We start from the raw sequence: 17,349 nt of genomic DNA on the forward strand, positions 1-17,349 counted from the left end.
GCGACAATATGATCTAGGGTCAACGACTTAGACCACCTTTTATAAAGAACTATGCGACAAATTTTATAAAGAACTATGCAACGGAATCTAGAATGAACAATCAATCATGCGACACCGTTAACATCGTACCAGCTCGAAGAAAAATTGGTAATACACGGATTAGTGTATCTGGTTTATACCCTTTTAAAAAAGATTCCGCAGTGGCCTTTGAATCAACATTGGAGCGCGATTTTCTCATTCGATTAGAGGTTGACCCTAATGTTCTTGCTGTTGAATCTCAACCCTTTACCATTGAGTATTTTGATAATGGACAGAAACGAGTTTACACCCCTGACTACCTGGTAACTTATAAGCATGATGATTTTCTTCCATTTATTGCACCTAAACTGGTTGAAGTAAAACCTACAGATGAATTGCAACTTAATTTGCATCTATGGAAAGCTAGATATCGTGCTGCCATGAGGGTATGCAAAGAAGAGGGTTGGAAATTTCATATTGCACATGAGGGTCGTATTCGGGACCAGTTATGGTCGAATGCCATGTTTTTACAAAAGTACCGAAAGATGGAATTTCCCCCTGCTGATTCAAAGCACTTATTGGATTATGTGAGAGATCGAGGAGCAGTAACTTTTGAGACTCTATTAGCCAGACATTTTCTTGGAAAATGGGACAGAGCCAATGGAATTAGTCAAATCTGGTATTTAGTTGCTCATGGTTATCTGGTTTGCGATTTAAGTATGCCTTTACAGCCATCTACTGAACTTTGGGTAAATGGGAGTTGTTATGAATGATAGACGTGTGAATATCAAAATAGCTGCTGGGGAGCCGGTTCAGATAAAAGGGATTCCCCATACGATTATTGAAGTCATTGACCTAAAATCGGTTTTTGTTGAAAACAATAATACTGGCAGGAAAAGTATCGCGGCTATCAGTGAATTAAGGCCATCAATAGCTGTGGAACAGTATGAAGATCTAGAGCTCATCGCTGATAAAGACTGGATTGAGGCTGAAAGACGTTTCAACATCATCCGACCTTTCATTGAGGGAGGCGTGAGTGGTCGTAAGGAAGTAGAGTTACGAGCCCAAGAACATAATATTAATCCAGCCACTATCTATAGATGGTTAAAAATCTATAAGGCATATGGAACTATTGATGGATTGCGGCCCAGAAAAGAGGGATTGCCACAAGGCAAGAAGATAATTAATAAACATGCTGAAGCAATCATTGAAAAAGCCATCAAGGATTTATACCTAACTAATCAAAGAATAAGTGTTCAAAAAGTTGTACTTGAAGTGAAACGCTTATGTCATGAATACCATATCCTAGAGGTGCCTCATGCCAATACAGTAAGAAATCGTATTGCAGCGATTAGCCAGAGAGACTCTCTTCGTAAGAGGGGACATAAGGAAAAGGCCGATAACAAATTTACACCTGCCGCAGGGAAATTCCCTCATGCTGATTATCCACTTGCTGTCGTGCAGATTGACCATACGCCTGTTGATCTTATTCTGGTTGATGATTTTAGCAGGTGTCCTATAGGACGACCTTTTCTTACGTTGGCAATTGATGTGCGTTCAAGGGTAGTTGTGGGATATTACTTATCATTAGATGCCCCCTCTGTTATGTCTATTGCAATGAGCGTTTCTCAAGCTGTACTGCCCAAAGAGAAATGGCTAGCTTCGCGCAAGATTCAAGCTGAATGGCCTGTCTGGGGAATTATGAACACCATTCATGTCGATAATGGACCTGAGTTTCACTCAGAAACTTTCAGAAATGCTTGTATGGCACATGATATTCGTCTGGAATACCGACCAGTTAAAAAACCACGTTTTGGCGGGCACATTGAACGTTTGATGGGAACATTTGCAACCGATATTCACGCAGTTCCAGGAACAACTTTTTCAAATATTTTTGAAAGAAAAGGCTATAACTCAGATGCGGAAGCAGTTTTCACATTCTCCGAATTTGAGGACTGGCTGATTGATTTTATCTGTAATGTTTACCACAAAAGGAAACACTCTGCTTTAGGTACTTCTCCACTACATGCTTTTGAGTTAGGTATCTTTGGTGATAAAAACACGTTAGGTTCTGGAGCTGCTAGATTGCCTGCAAATGATCATAATTTCTTTCTTGATTTTCTACCAAGTTTTGAAAGGACGATTCAAACAACAGGTGTAACAATTGATGGTCTTGCTTATTATGCTGATGTACTAAGAGGTTGGATTAATGCTGTAGACCCTGATAATCAAAAGGAAAAACGTAAATTTATCTTTAGGCGTGATCCAAGAAATATTAGTGAGATATGGTTCTTTGATCCCGAAATCAAAAATTATTTTAAGGTTCCTTTAGCGGATCAAAGTATTCCACCATTTAGTATTTGGGAACACAAAAAGATTCAGGAACTGAAAAAGGAAACTGGCGAATATCTAAAAGATCATGAACTTGGACAGGCTCTAGCGAAACTTCGGGAGCGTGTTCAGGAGGCAAGTACTAAAACTCGACGGGCTCGCAGATCACATCAGCGCAGTACCCAACATCAACAGAGTGTTAACCCTGCTTCAATTCAGGGCAAAAAACCTCAACAAGAGAGTACGATTTTGGAGCAACAGCTTGAAAACGTATATGGTTTATTGCCTCTCGATGAGCTGGAAAATGATGAGGATATTTCATGAGTAACTATTCACATGTTTTTCAAGAGTTTCGCCCTATTGTGGAACAGTCTAATGAGGACAGACTCTACTTCCTGGAAGAGGACCGATGGATTGGGTATCCAGCAGCCAATGACTTGTTAGACCAATTGAAAGGATTCCTGACACTTCCTAAGCGGAGCCGGATGCCCAACTTACTGGTATTGAGTAAGCCAAATAATGGTAAAACCTCAATTATTAACCAGTTCTTTAAGCTGTATGGGGAGGGTTATGTCAATGCAGAAAATAATGCAGTAAAACCTGTAATCATTGTACAGGCACCTGTTTCCCCTGATGAAAAAGCTCTGTATATGGCTATTCTTGATAAGTTCTGGGTTCCTTTTCGAGAAAGAGATCCCGTTGCGAAGCTACGTTACCAAGTGGTCCATTGCCTTAAACTTTATGAGGTAAAGCTCCTCATTATCGACGAAATGAATTCTCTATTATGTGGCAGTCCGATTAAGCAAAGAACAGTAATGAATGCGATTAAGTATTTGTGTAATGAAACACAGATACCCATTGTTGGGTTTGGTACAGAAGAAGCAATTAGTGTTCTGCGTACTGATCCACAGCATGTCAGCCGTTTTCGTGTGGTTAATTTGCCCTTATGGAAACTAGATAAAGACTTTCAAGCTATGGTAAATAAATTTGAGAAAGTTCTTCCCCTCAAACAGGCTTCAAAACTGGCTGAACCAGCAACAGTAAAATATCTGCATGATATTACAGATGGAAACTTAGGTAATCTGCGAACGATTTTACGGGAAGCCGCAAAGAAAGCTGTTGTTTCTGGTCAGGAGTTTATCGACCGTAGCTTGCTAGAAAGTGTGAAATAAGCGATGTGGAGGACTAGGTATGATAAGTGTAACAGAAATCCATTCATGGTTTATTCCCACGGACTTAAAGCAAGATGAGGCATTATCTTCTTGGTTGATACGTGCCGCACTTGACAGTGGTTGTGACCCATTAAGTTTAACTGGAGTACTTTGGCCCAAATGGCGAATCTGGTCTGTAGATGTAGATCGTGGTTTAAGTGCAGAGCAAGTACAGGTATTGATCAATACGACAAAAATTGATGAAAGCCAATTTAATTCTGCTACGCTTCGCAATTTTTTAATTAAATATAACCTGGATAATCAAACTCTTGATGCATGGTACTTGGTACTAGGTACAAGAAACCGTAAGCATCGAGGTGGTTGGCAATATTGTCCTGAGTGTCTATCTGAGGATAATGTTGCCTATTTCCGTCTGCCTTGGCGTTTTGCCTGGCATACAGGTTGTATAAAACATGATCAGCGTTTACATGATCAATGTCCTCATTGCCATAATGCTATTCAGCCTAGACGTCTTGAAGCCCCTGATCAGGTTATGACTTGCTGTTCAATATGTAAAAAAAGTCTATTGGAGGTTAATAAAAGCCTTGTGGATTGTCATGCCTTGGCATTCCAAAAAATCTTTGATCAATTCCTGGAACAAGGCGGTGCAACCTATCAAGATAAGTTGATTTCAGTAACTGATTGGTTAACGGTGATTAAGTTATTTTCACAATTTATTAGAAAAGCTTTAGCTGGCTCAGTAAATGGAAAAGGATGGGCTTTTCTTGAACAACTCAGAATTCAGGTGCCCCATCCTGAGCTTATATCGAATGGATTGGCTGTTAACCAACTTCCAGTTACCGAGAGAGAACGACTATTTTCCTGTATTTATCAATTACTCATTATTCCCCAGGAAAAGTTTATTGAAACAGCAAAATCTTTAAATATGAACAGGTCTTCATTTTGGGATAAGAGAAACCAGTTGCCAGCCATATTAAGGCCTGTTGAAGAACAATTAGGCTCGATTTATCGGAACTACCCTCCAAAGAGAGCATTGGTAGATACCCTTAAACCTAAAAGTAAGGAGACTGTAATACGAAAGTTTTTAAGATTAAAAAGAAAACTAGGGTAACTTTTGGGGGACAACACCATGCCTCAGTGTGATGAATGTGGTGATGCGGTTGAAAAGATACACCGACTTTATAAACAGCGTAACTATTGCCATAAGTGCTATGTACGAGTTTTTAAAAAACAGGATTGTCCGTCGTGTGGTAAAAGTTCCAGATTATATAAAGCTGATAACTTGGCCGTTTGCCAACAATGTGAAACCAATAGACCTTGCATTAGATGTCAGCGTATTGATTACCCTATAGGAAAAATAACGGAGCAAGGCCCTGTTTGTAATAGTTGTTCAGTTTATTTTAGAGAGTTTCAAGCTTGTGAACGGTGTGGTGTGGCATCACAACGCTTATCTCGTATCAGCCGTTTTGGAGATAATTTAAGAGTTTGCCCAAAGTGTGCAACCCGTGATTACCAGACATGCCAAAGTTGTAGAAGATATAGGTTGATTGAACAGGATGTTGTGTCAGGCAAAATGCTTTGTAAGAAATGTTTGACCTGTCCACCACTTCAATGTCTAACTTGCCAGCAACAGATTCCTGCTGGATATGGGAAATACTGTGAATTATGTACATGGCGAAGAATATTGGGGAATAGGATTAAGGAACTGGTTAATACATTAGTAAACCCAAGCCTCAAAGGTTACTTTAAAGATTATATGAATTGGCTTGATCATGAGGTTGGACCGCATAAGGCTGCATTACTAATTCGTAAACATATTCATTTTTTTGAAAAGACCAGTGATCTTTGGGGAGATCAGATCCCAGACAATGACTCTTTATTACATAGACTAAGAACAAGTGGTTTACGCAAATATGAGCTACCCATCCGGTGGTTGGTTGCAGTACATCACCTGCATATAGATACCCAATCTAAAGGCCACTGTTCTGAATTTGACCAACTGAGAAAACTGGCGAACTCATGTCCTGGTTCATCGCTTTCAGCCCAAATTCTTCAGAACTACTATCAGGTTTTAATAAATAAAATAGATTTAGGGAAAACGAGTATACGTTCTGCCCGTTTAGCCATGAAACCAGCATCTGCTTTAATGCTGTTGGTAAGTCAATCACGATTAGATTTACCAACAATGTGGCATGTAAAATATTACTTATTTAAGTCTCCTGGACAAGCTTCCGCTATTGTTGGCTTTCTTAATTTTTTAAACAAGAATTATGATACGAACCTTGATACGTCATGGGTACTAGATGAAAAAATAACAGAAAAAAGTAATATGAAGAAACTGGAAAAACAATTGTTGGCCATCATGAAAGCCCCAGAGGAAAATTTTAATGAACTAGAGTGGATAAAGTTAGGATTGATGTATTTTCATAATTTAGATAAATCTTTTTTTAATCAAATGGATATTATTAATTATAGGGGGCTGAATGATGGCTTTGAAGTGAGGTTTGGTGAACAGCAATATTGGATACCTAAATTGCTTGTGTAACTGGACCATATAACGCTAATGTAGCTACATAAAGTTAAAACTGAATTTTGGGCTTCCAGAGGGTATGTATGGGGCAGTTAGGTCATGAATATTGTGTTCATAATGGATTCAATAGGTCTCATGCAGGGAAATATGTTTATTCACTTGCTACGTTTATATCTTGGATATTGATTTACTTTTTACTGAAGTTCTTGGGTGGATTGTCTCCTTATTGGAATGTCATCATTTCTAGTGCTATCACTGCTTTATTATTTCTTACTTTTTATTTTCTATTTGATAAATGGATATGGAAAACAGGTTTATTTTTCAAGATTCTGAAATATCCTGATATTTCGGGAGAATGGGCATGTAAAGGCATCTCTGATTACCAAGAAGAAAATTCTGAAATGATTAGGCATAATAGAGAGTGGATTGGACAAGTAACAATTTTACAAAGTTGGGATAAAGTAAGAATCAGATTAGAAACAGAATTTTCTACATCTGACAGTATTTCTGCTGCAATCATTTATGATGAAATTGAAGAATACAAAGTTCTTTATAGTTATGAAAATAAACCAAAAGATTTGGATCATGAAGAGTTGCGTATTCATCGAGGATTTGTAGAGCTGACACTTCATAAAGATAATAAAAGTGCCAGTGCTAAATATTATAATGTTACTGGACGAAGAACGATGGGAACAATGTTATGGGAAAAATTAGATAACTAATGGATAAGAGCCAATGGTCTCGTCATATAGGTAACCCAAATCTTTACGTATTTCCGTAACGAGTTTATCTAATGCAATGCTCATTGTTGTGAGAGAGGTTTCTTTCTGATAACTATCAAATATTTTTCTGGTCATATCAGGTGTATATAGGCTATTTCTATAGTTTGGATTATGATACAGATAATCAAAAAATCTTTTTGTTTCAAGAACTATTGCTAAAGCATTTGTTCTACCTTTCTTTAAATTTTCTAGATTGGAATGATACATAATAGAGGCTAGATCAAAACTACTTAAGTAAATTACTTTGCCTTCTTCAACTAAATCGGCTTTTATTGTTTTACAAAGGCGGATAGATTTTTTCAATCCTCCCTCAGCATAGTATTTACATTTGTAATCTATATAAAAAATATGCTTGAAAGGTAAGTTCATCAATGTAGTAGGAGTTTTATTATCTAGAATATTGACTCCTCTTAAATAAAGGTGCTTTTGTTGTTGGTACTCATATGTTTCTACCCAATGAGAGGGTACAACATCTACATCTCGAGGAAGTGATCCACCTGTTAAAGTTATAGATTTAGCACCAGTAGTATCAATTGTTACGGCAGGATATGCTTGTCTTAATTCATAAGTACATGCGTTTCTGAGTTCTCTTAATATTTTTATGTCATCATGGCGTAAAGTACCTAAATAACCCTCTGTACGATAATGTGATTTGTTAAGTACAAGTAAATCAACATCACTTACACCTTTGATATGAATATTTAGGGGAACTGACCCTTGTAATCTATATTCTGTGACAATGTTATGATTATTTAGTAGTCTGGGCTCTAATTGTTTTTCAATTCTTTTAGCAGTTTCAATACTGATTTCTGTGTAACGTTTACTAACTTCTTGCATTGCTCCTACTGCATAACGGATAGATGGTTTGTCTGATACAATCTGCCATTTTTCTATTGTGCGTTTTAATTCATCAAACTCATTAAATGAAGTTACGCCTGCTGTTACACTATCAAAAGCATTGTATGTAAGGTCAGTACCTTTTCGTCTTTTCTCTAATCTGTTCAATCTATTATAAAAATCAATTTCAGACATTTAGACCTCAAAATTCCCTAAAGAAATAGTATATTATATTGATTTAAGCTTTTAATAGATAAAGTTTTTTATTTGAAATAAGCTACTTGGAGAATCTGCATCTTTGATGACAATCATAATTTTTAGATGAGATATACTTATTTTTTAGTATTATCATCCTTATAAGCAAAACTTTTTTGCAGATATTCAATAAATAATCTTATTTTGGCTGGTATTAAACGAGTCTCCGTCAAGGGAGCTTGTTCTTACGGTTCTTCTTTTAAATTAATATTGATAATTCCAATTTTTCTTAGAGCATTCAATAAGGTTGATTCGCCCTCTGACAAACCAGTAGAGTTTGAATGTCTAAAAACAAATAATTGGGTAACCATATTGGAGCCTAAGAGAGTTGTTGTATATGAGCCTTCTGATAAAGGCAAGCTTTCCATGAGATCAGAAATATACTGTTCAAATTGTTCCAAGGTCCTTGACCTAAATATTACTCCAGCATGCCCACGCTCCTTGAGAACGCTTTCTCCCTCTACAGTTGAAACATAAGTCGCTGGTTGTATATCGAAAATATAAACTGGCGGACAACCTACAAGAGATAATCGAATGACCAGTGCTCCACGGAGTGCTGTCTTGAATGAGTCAGCGTAACACCAGTTTATATGAGCTTGTTCTTCTGAACCTGTAATAAAGGCCATGAGAGTTGGTTTATCATTGTAATCAAACTCTTCTTCAAAAGTGTAATAGTGTACTGCATTCACAATACAGGGATTTAACCTGTGTGCTTTTAAGCAAGCATTCCAAAGGCCCATAATTCTTCCATGATCTGGAGCTTCAAACTCCGTTGCCTTATCTTCATCAGTGGTCGGTTTGATCTGGGAATTAAGAACGTCTTTAGAGCTATCAGGTTCCCCTGTACCAATCGTATTTGTTTCTTTTGTATTTTTCTTTCTCTGTGGCTGGGTGATGGTTCTTTCATACTTTGTTTTACTTTTTTCCCCGATAGGGCCTGAACCTAACCATGTAAATTCATGACCTAAAATAACCGATTGTGATAATGGTTTGCGCCCTCCTTGATCTTCAGATACGTTAATCTGACCAGGACCTAGTTGCAACTGAGGAGGATTAGGTGAGTTGACATCTACAGGTTTCTTAACTCGATGAATTACTTTTGGAACACGTCTGATATGTGTTTGGTCTGGTAGTTCCATTCCAAGAATAGTCAAGGCTAAAAAGGCATTGGTGTCAGGGAGACAGAAACCTGAAACCCTAATTTTTCTCGTTTCCTCATGCCACGGCATTACTTTAGGGTATATATGGTTTCTTTGAGTAAAATCATCATGTTTTGCAATACTGCTAAATAAGATCCTTACGGCATCCTGGGTATATTCGCTGTATTTATAGTAGGCAATAAATACATGATCATCTAATGTAAGACTATCACCTATAAGGATAGTCCAGATATTTTCCTCTTCTGGGTGAGGGGTGTAAAGCCGTTCATGTCTTTCGGCCTCATCATATGTCGTCAGAATTCTAGGAAGTTCTGTAGAGATACCATATCCTCTTACCAGAAATTCAAAACAAGGTACGAGAAGCTCCTTATATTCCTGATCCTTTAAAGAGAAAGAAATACAATTCTCACGTTGGCCTGGATTAATATAAAATTTATTCCTATCTGAGAAGAAATGATCTATTTTCCCTGTCTTTTCGTCTCGCTTATATGTTTGAACATAGGTATGTTTAAAATCCGTATGGTCAATATCAAATTCCCGTATTTCCAAGGGAATATATTTAACCAATCGTTCATGGTGCCAAACTGTGCCAATAGGCCAAGACACCAAATCTGTTATATTGGCATTAATAAAAATAAAATTATCTGTGGGTGTGTTATCTTCCAGAAGTTCCCTAAAAGCAACATGAACTTTAGGTTGAATAGTTCTACGATCAGTTTTTGCTAACGCCCCATACCACCAAACCATTAAGAACTTTTCAGCATTGGATTCAAGGACTTTGAATGCGGGTGATTTTTTATCTGAAGAGTTATCAGTATTTTCTTCATTAGAATGATTGTTCATGATCAACCTCTCTATTGGTAATATTATCGAATAATCAATTCTTCTTATAAGTTCAGTTCGGCTGTAGGGATATATTGCCCATCTACCCAATCGTAAAGCTGGATATCGCAAATACCATTCAAGCGATGTCCCAAGACCATTGCAAAAACTGAGGGTGCTTTAATAAAGAGGTGTAATTTAGATAACTTATTTTCGGATTTAAATGAAACTAAAGCAGATTTTGCCTCTCTCACAGCAAGATTTAGAGTCTCCATATTATCAATGGCATGAGAGCTTTCTAAATTCAATCTAGGCAAGCTCTTTACTTCATTAATCGTAGAGTCAATGTCTTTACCTATAGCTGTAGGAAATCCGATAGCGACTATGGCTTCAGTTTCACCCTGTGGTTCAACAGCTTCGATTTTAGTAAAAAATTGTCCCTCTTTCTGTTTATGGTCATCAGTGCGATAAATGAGGCCATTATGTTCTATTTCGAGTAGGAAATTACGTGTGGCACTAAAAACATAGCCAAGCATACATGCAGTGGACATTCTTTGTTTGCCATCTATAAGGAGGGTTCTACGGTCACCACTGTTATGAATGAAATCCCCAATCGATACTGCTTTTTTGATTAGGCTGTTCCAGTCGCTGGAGGTTTTTTGAGCACGATCAGGACCATTGAAATCACTAATATCTAAGTTTAAGTCTTGATACTGACTGGATGATGCTGAAAGATTAATTTTAATAGGATCTAATAGCCACTGGCTTCTATCTTCTTCAAGAGCATGGCAAATAAAATTTTCAAAGTCTTTGCGATATATTGGACCAAAAGAAGAACGAGAAATCAGGTTTTTAAACTGATCTTTTAGTTGTTTGACCTGACTCCTGAGCAGTTCAATATTTATTGTGTCTTGAATTTCACTTAGAAATATAGACTCACTATTCTCAGAATTAAAAGTTATGAAACCAACATAATCAAGAGCAAATTCAGCTAAAGAGAAATCAATTTTTTTACCAACACACCAATCAAGGTATTCCGAGCGCCCATTCACTGAAACTGAAGAGTCGTCATCATAAGAAGATCCAACCCCTCTTAATCGGTCTATTTTTGAAATTAATGGTGAGATAGCGGTGTTATAACTTGGGCATACTAAATTAAACCAAATAAAGTTTTTTGGGTGGGTATCAAAAAGACTTTTAAAACGCCTTATTTCATCCCAAAATTCCGTAGCCGTTAAGGAGTGATTTTTTGCTTCATACATTACATGTAATGACTTTTCCGAAGAAAAATAACAAACTTCTATATCACTTAATGCTTCACTCACTATATGGCTAAATGCACTTTGTGAAAGCCATAGCGGTAAGCTCCTTAATACAAATGCATCCTGATATTCAAATCCTACTCGTGCAATCGCACCACCAGTTGATTGTTTTTCTAACAGACTCGCACTCATTATTATCTCTCTAAATCTAGGGTGGATCGGTAACAGGAACCATCTGGTAGGTAGGTGTGAGCACTGCCATCAAGATGATTGTTTTTTAAATGAAAAATCAGTAAGACTACAAAATTTGCACCCACTTTTGGATCGGACACCAATTCCCTCATGGTGTGATGGTCTTTACTGCTGGGTTGTACACTGAAGAGAGGATGGCTATGCCATTCACCTAAATAGTTAAATTTTTGATAATTATTGTTTGTTGATTTATGAAAAAGACGGATTGCTTTAATAGCATCCGTAATTCCACGTACAAAGGATGCTATCGTTCCACTCTTTTGAATAGTTAATGAGTTAACTCTAAAATGGTTTGTACCAATATGCTCACCCATTAAAACACCGCCACATTCGTGGGTTCCAGACTTCAATAGGGCTTTTACCAGTAAAACTTGTATGTCAGTAGGAATGGATATTTTCAGCATCAGTATTAACCTTTCATCGGTTCAGGCTCTTCAATAGAATTGCCATTTTCCCTTTCAAATATTTCTTTATCCGTAGGAGATTCTGCTACTAAAGCACCCGAACAGTCGATAGGACGAGTATCAAAAGGACATTGAAACATCCAATATCTACGGAACCCTATTAAATATGCTGAATATGGATAAGAGGATTGCTCATCAATTGTACATAAAGTATCTAATGTGAACTGCGTCATAGATGCTGCAAGAGCTGTTACATCTGCATCTGATGCTATATATGTTTGGTTTTGTGTTTGAAAGCCGTAATTATTAACTTTGCCCTCTGGAATTGGTTCCAACGTTTGTAAGACACCATAAATATGATTGCGAAGTTCTAAGGGGGAGGCATCTAACGTTGGACGACTACGGGCCATCATTGCTCCACCACCGCCACCAAAAATTTCACCCCATACCATGGGAATGTGTTTTCTTTTAGCAATTGCAGCTAATGTTAAGAACGTATGGGTATTTGCTGTCGCATCAACAATCAGATTACATGTGGCAATGGCATTAGCGATATTGGAATTTAAATGAGGATTTTCCTGTCCACCAATTTGCATTTCATACGTTTCAACTTGTATGTCTAATGCTGTTCGTTTTAATGCTCTTTCAACAGCATAGGTTTTAGCAAAGCCAACATCTAACCAGTTGAGTTCATTACGGACAAGATTGTGGGGGAGCAGAATATCATCATCAATAAGTAGAAAGTTTTTACAACCCGACCGTGCCAGTGAAATTGCAATTTTACTTCCTAACGATCCAAGACCTACTATTGCTACCCTTATATCATTGAGATGGCTAAATTGTGCTGGCAATCTTTGGCTCTGATCATCATGTAGATTAATAGCAGGATAACTTACGAAAAGTGGTGCTGTATTATTAACCAAGAATAGTTCCAAGTTACCCTTTATGTCATATAACAATATAGGCTGTATGGAACTTGTGAATTCCTCCTGAGCAGGCCATAAATTGCCTAAAAAGGATTCTAATGAAACTCGGTCATTTACGGATTCCTTTAATTGAGGAACAGAATCAATTCGTATTGCCCATCCAGACAATTCAAATCTTTCATTAGAAAATGATGGTACGATGTCAGGTAGAGGTTTGTTCTGAATATTTGTTGGAACAATAACGGTTTTGTCTCGAAAGCTTGAGATGGCAATCTTAAAGTCCATTTTCTCGGAATCACTACCCAAGAGTATGTGACGTAACATAGGTGTTTCAATGAACCTTTCTGAAACACTTCTTAATTTTTGACCTATTGTTTCAGAATGCCTAGATGGTACAGGTTCTACATTCATCTCCAATACAGTCATTGCATCTGTTAATAAAAGAAGCTGGGCACTTCTAACTAGATCCACTCCACTGATATTGGTATTCCAATTATCTGGGCCATATTCTAGACACAGCACTCCTGAACCACCATACTGGTGCAAGATACTCCATCTTTCACCAGATTTTTGTGGGCGTATATATGCTGGTAGCTCTGGGAAAAGCTCTGGATATACTAAAACACCATTAAAATCTATAGTTCCTATCTTTAGAGAGAAGTTCAAATGCAGTTCATTTGTGTCTGTTGAGTTCCATTCCTGAATCTTAAAACTATTTTTCTCTTTCTCAAGATCAGTCAATAACTGCCGTTCTTGAGCTAGGCGTTCTAATGGTGTTTTTAGCAGTTCCATTACGCAAAGCCTCCTGGTTTATTTGGATAAACAGGGGTTGATGGAAATGTTAATCCCGCACCTAGAGCAGAACGGATTAAAGAGCTGGCCATATCAGCAGAGTTTGCACTTTTGTGTGAAGCCGAACGTGGAAAACGATTACCCAGAACCTGCCGCCATAGGGCTAATGCTTTATCATCATCTGTTTCATTTAAGGCGTTTCGTGCAATAGCAGCTTGTTCTTCTACCTTTTCAAAAAAAGTTTTGAACTCATCTGCTGTAACCGCAGAAAAAACATTATTGCCTGCAACACCAGGATCTTCTAAATGTGGAATTATGCCTAGTGACGCATAAATCCCATAAGAATCCCTGATCGTTTCTAAAAGATAAACAAACAACTTTTCATAGTTGGATTCGTAGTAATTCATATGCTTGGCAACCAGGCATTCTAAAATGAATCCTTTTGGTCTTTTTAAATCAGACAAGTTCTCACGACGCCACCATTTAAATAGCTTCACAAGAGGTTTAAATCGACCATTTGCATTTTTATTCACCTCAACAGTCCACTCGGTATGAGCTGGAGGGTTGGTAACTAGCCATTCTTCAAGATGAATGTCTGGAATCAGATAGCCGCCATATCCATCTGAAATGATAGGGACAACATCCATATCAACTTTTTTCAACTTAACATTTACTGAACGACGGTTAACGGTAAGATCGGTATATCCAATATCCTTTAATGCCGTATGTACTGCATCAAGGACAATTTGAGGGTCATCATTAATTGTGTGATTTGTAAGGGCAATAATATCTACATCTGGCCTTTGTGTGATTCCGCCTATGGTAGTCGGACGTACTGCCGTATTTCTTTTATAAGAACCTGATAAGAATGTATGCACATGTACTTTGCTGAATTCATTATGCACTTTTAAAGCATCACGAAGCGTATTATGTGCGCTTGAACAATCATTAACCGTTGTTGTAGAGGGTTCAATATCGGAAAGTAGGTCAAGAAACTGCTGTTGAGTTGTCATAATTCTCTCTGAGCCCATGTACTAAAATGGGGCATAAAATTAAGTGCGATCAGAAAAATTAAGTAACCTACTACTGTGAACTTTGTTGCATAGCAGTAGGTTATTTAACCTTGTTTACGATATTGAGTTTGAGTTATCAGGATCATCCGATTTTTTATTACGGATAGTATCCTTTTCTTCTTTCAATGGCCGAGTTCTGGGAAATTTAAAATATCCAGTTGGATGGACAATAATTTTTCCAGATTTATGGCGATAAGATTTACAAAACACGAAGTCTTGATTTTCGGTAGGCATTGTTAGCCCTCCTATTTTGGCGGCTCGTTTTTCAGGGCGCATACCAAAATAAGCGGGTAAATCTTGAGATTTACGGGCCTAAATGTTAGAATGGGGTTCTGACAGCCAGATCTAACATGAGGTATGCGTAGGGCTTAGAGCCATATGCCTTTCCTGTGTGAAAATCTATCAAGCCGACTCTACCCAATAGAGTCGGCTTTTTAATTTATGAAACCATCTCAATAGTCTCCATTGAATCTAGGTCAAAATAATATAGTTTTTTAAAGTCATCTTCATATAAGTCAAATAATTGAGATAACTCACTAATGACAGATGTTGATGTTTTTTTTGCATCTATTGCGTAGTCAAAGAGCATTGAAGCTACTCTATATGTCGGTTCTCGATCCAATTCATTTGGTTCAACTTTACGATAACCACGCATAGCCATCTGCCGCCATAAGTTGGCACTTTGACTTGAAGTTATAGTTCCTAACTCTGACGCCCTATAGATTAAGGCCGCCATTGAGGTTTTCCATTCTTTTTTAAGTCTTAGATAATGAGCTAAATTAGTTGAACCTAATTGATCAATAATTTTTTCTTCTGGCATTAAGAATTCGGCAGCAAAGTCATTTGCTTCTTTTTCCATGAACTCAGATGGCTCTTCATGGAGGACCAAATGCCCAAGTTCATGTGCTAATGTGAAGCGTATTCTGTCATTTGGCTGGTTTGCATTTAAAAATACACATGGAGATACACCATGCATTTTTAAGGATATGCCATCAACATTGTTATCTTTAAAGTCGCATAAAAAGACTAAAACCCCTGCATCTTCCACAGTGGCAGTTAGGTTTTCAATAGGGTCATTTCCTAACATCCACAATGATCTAAGCTTTTTAGCCGCTTCTTGAGGAGTGTTTACATCTAGGCCAATTTTAAAAGTTGGTAAGGCGTTTTTTCTTTTTGGAACATTTGTGAACAATTCTAATGTTTGTACATGGCCCATTTTTAACATCATTTCAGCATTCATACGGCTCAATGCTTTAGCTGTGGTAGTGCTTTTTTTTCTATATGCATGCAAACTAATTGGTAGTGCATTTAGCTTTTCAATATGTTCGAAAAATCGTATAGGGAAATGTAGGGCATTAGATAGATTTTGGATAACTTCATCGGAGGGTTTTAAGTCCCCACTCTCAATTTTAGATAATGAAGCTTGGGTAATAGTCTGTCCCATTGCAGCAATTAGTTCAGTTTGACTGAAGCCACGAAAGTTTCGTGCAATACTAAGCATATCAGGATTGAAATGAGCCATATTCACCTCCAAGATCATTGACTTACAGATCAAGTTAAATGGATGATAACTGAGCAGAAAAAGTTATGCAAATTTTTCTACAAATTATTCCTAAAATTTCACTTTCATCTTTTTGTGTACTATATATTGTGTGTTTCTGAAAATAAATACAATATGTAGTGTTTTTGAGTTTACATTTGACTGTATATCCAAACTAGAACATGGTGAGAGATTAGGTCAATAGCTTCTTAAAATAAATACATTATCAAAACTTTTGGATGGCCTCATGATTTGACCATTAATCTTATGGGCTGGATCAATTCCCCTATCCTTGGAATTGTAGGCTTTATCCATGAGCTAAGTCTGACTTGACAATAAGTCCTGTAGCACACCACCTCCTTTAAGTTAGTCTGTCCAGCATTAAGATAAAACTCTACTTTAGGTTCTATTTTTTTAGGGCGATTACCGTTCCTTTGTTTGATTAAGATTTTGACACCTCTATCAAAATGGGCAAATGTCGCTTTTTCAAGAGGAGCCATGTCGATCAAGTCTGAACTAATACAATTTAATAACTAATTTAGCCTTTAATTTATTTTTTGTATCAGTTGATACTTGTTGACAAAAAACAAACTATAAATTAGCCTGCTAAATATACAGACGGTTCTGTATATTATGTGAAATTAGTTTAATAAAATTGTCTTATTGATACGGAAATTGGGTGAAAAATGAAAGTGGGTACTCTTGGACCAGCACTAACAAATTCTGAAAAAGCTGCGGAATATTATATTTTTAAAGAGGCGAGTAATGAAGGTGAAGTGCAACTTTACACAACTCCAGAATTATCAATTGAAGGTTTAAAGAATGGTGAAGTGGATAAGGTAATTTTATGTGTGGTTTATCCTAAGCTGAACGATATTGTTTTTAAGAATCTCGATAAAATCAGAATGTCAAGTTTATTTCACTTTAATACTATGCCTATGGTTATTGCAGAAGGAGCTAAAGGTAGCCGAGCGTGTAGCCATCCTGCCCCCGTGGAGTTGTTTAAGGCGGCAGGAATAACTGATAAAGATATTACGTTAGTAGACAGCAACTCAAAAGCTGCACAACTCGTAAAAGAAAATAAATATGATTTATGTGTAACAACACTTAAAGCAGCAGAAAAATTTGATCTAAAAATCATTAAAGATTTTGGTGAAGTTCCGATGGGTTGGGCTGTTTTCGAGCGAGTTTAA

15 protein-coding genes are annotated in these 17,349 nt (G+C 37.1%); 7 read left to right on the forward strand and 8 right to left on the reverse strand.

Going from position 1 to position 17,349, the window contains the following annotated elements; genetic code table 11:
• The first annotated feature begins 92 nt into the window (after nt 1–92).
• The 6 genes from CSB87_RS10640 (at nt 93) to CSB87_RS10665 (ending at nt 6,773) form a co-directional block, all read left to right on the forward strand.
• On the forward strand, nt 93–791 hold the full coding sequence (locus tag CSB87_RS10640; RefSeq protein ID WP_031952169.1) for a heteromeric transposase endonuclease subunit TnsA: 699 nt from the start codon (nt 93–95) through the stop codon (nt 789–791).
• A complete protein-coding gene (locus CSB87_RS10645) occupies nt 784–2,673 on the forward strand; it encodes a Mu transposase C-terminal domain-containing protein (protein ID WP_031952171.1) in 1,890 nt (629 codons plus the stop codon). Before CSB87_RS10640 ends, CSB87_RS10645 begins: the two co-directional genes overlap by 8 nt.
• The gene (locus tag CSB87_RS10650) at nt 2,670–3,521 is read left to right on the forward strand and encodes a TniB family NTP-binding protein (RefSeq protein WP_023188009.1); all 852 of its coding nucleotides are present in this window, start codon (nt 2,670–2,672) and stop codon (nt 3,519–3,521) included. Before CSB87_RS10645 ends, CSB87_RS10650 begins: the two co-directional genes overlap by 4 nt.
• A gap of 19 nt (nt 3,522–3,540) precedes the next feature.
• Complete coding sequence (locus CSB87_RS10655; RefSeq protein WP_031952173.1) at nt 3,541–4,632, forward strand: TniQ family protein; 1,092 nt, start codon at nt 3,541–3,543, stop codon at nt 4,630–4,632.
• A gap of 18 nt (nt 4,633–4,650) precedes the next feature.
• On the forward strand, nt 4,651–6,066 hold the full coding sequence (locus tag CSB87_RS10660) for a hypothetical protein (protein WP_031952175.1): 1,416 nt from the start codon (nt 4,651–4,653) through the stop codon (nt 6,064–6,066).
• 68 nt (nt 6,067–6,134) lie between these two features.
• Nucleotides 6,135–6,773, forward strand: a complete 639-nt coding sequence (locus CSB87_RS10665) for a hypothetical protein (protein WP_031952177.1) — start codon at nt 6,135–6,137, stop codon at nt 6,771–6,773.
• On the opposite strand, the gene CSB87_RS10670 is transcribed toward CSB87_RS10665, so the two are convergent.
• The 8 genes from CSB87_RS10670 to CSB87_RS10710 all read right to left on the reverse strand — a co-directional run bounded on the left by CSB87_RS10670 (nt 6,762) and on the right by CSB87_RS10710 (nt 16,138).
• The gene (locus CSB87_RS10670; RefSeq protein ID WP_106105070.1) at nt 6,762–7,865 is read right to left on the reverse strand and encodes a hypothetical protein; all 1,104 of its coding nucleotides are present in this window, start codon (nt 7,863–7,865) and stop codon (nt 6,762–6,764) included. The genes CSB87_RS10665 and CSB87_RS10670 overlap by 12 nt on opposite strands.
• A 245-nt stretch (nt 7,866–8,110) precedes the next feature.
• Entirely contained in the window at nt 8,111–9,928 is a 1,818-nt protein-coding gene (locus CSB87_RS10680; RefSeq protein ID WP_031952181.1) for a hypothetical protein, read from the reverse strand.
• Between the two features lie 44 nt (nt 9,929–9,972).
• On the reverse strand, nt 9,973–11,361 hold the full coding sequence (locus CSB87_RS10685; RefSeq protein WP_001276481.1) for a dsDNA nuclease domain-containing protein: 1,389 nt from the start codon (nt 11,359–11,361) through the stop codon (nt 9,973–9,975).
• Nucleotides 11,362–11,363: 2 nt separating this feature from the next.
• Complete coding sequence (locus CSB87_RS10690) at nt 11,364–11,825, reverse strand: Mov34/MPN/PAD-1 family protein (RefSeq protein ID WP_000913090.1); 462 nt, start codon at nt 11,823–11,825, stop codon at nt 11,364–11,366.
• 5 nt (nt 11,826–11,830) lie between these two features.
• The gene (locus CSB87_RS10695) at nt 11,831–13,543 is read right to left on the reverse strand and encodes a ThiF family adenylyltransferase (RefSeq protein WP_000421732.1); all 1,713 of its coding nucleotides are present in this window, start codon (nt 13,541–13,543) and stop codon (nt 11,831–11,833) included.
• Complete coding sequence (locus CSB87_RS10700; protein ID WP_000211630.1) at nt 13,543–14,556, reverse strand: SMODS domain-containing nucleotidyltransferase; 1,014 nt, start codon at nt 14,554–14,556, stop codon at nt 13,543–13,545. The genes CSB87_RS10695 and CSB87_RS10700 overlap by 1 nt, the downstream gene beginning before the upstream one ends.
• A gap of 114 nt (nt 14,557–14,670) precedes the next feature.
• Complete coding sequence (locus CSB87_RS10705) at nt 14,671–14,850, reverse strand: hypothetical protein (RefSeq protein ID WP_001141891.1); 180 nt, start codon at nt 14,848–14,850, stop codon at nt 14,671–14,673.
• Between the two features lie 205 nt (nt 14,851–15,055).
• The gene (locus tag CSB87_RS10710) at nt 15,056–16,138 is read right to left on the reverse strand and encodes a helix-turn-helix domain-containing protein (protein WP_031952184.1); all 1,083 of its coding nucleotides are present in this window, start codon (nt 16,136–16,138) and stop codon (nt 15,056–15,058) included.
• Nucleotides 16,139–16,842: 704 nt separating this feature from the next.
• Here CSB87_RS10710 and CSB87_RS10720 point away from each other — a divergent pair.
• The gene (locus tag CSB87_RS10720; protein ID WP_031952188.1) at nt 16,843–17,349 is read left to right on the forward strand and encodes a hypothetical protein; all 507 of its coding nucleotides are present in this window, start codon (nt 16,843–16,845) and stop codon (nt 17,347–17,349) included.

This window comes from Acinetobacter sp. AR_0276 (assembly GCF_003000705.1).
Lineage (GTDB): Bacteria > Pseudomonadota > Gammaproteobacteria > Pseudomonadales > Moraxellaceae > Acinetobacter > Acinetobacter nosocomialis.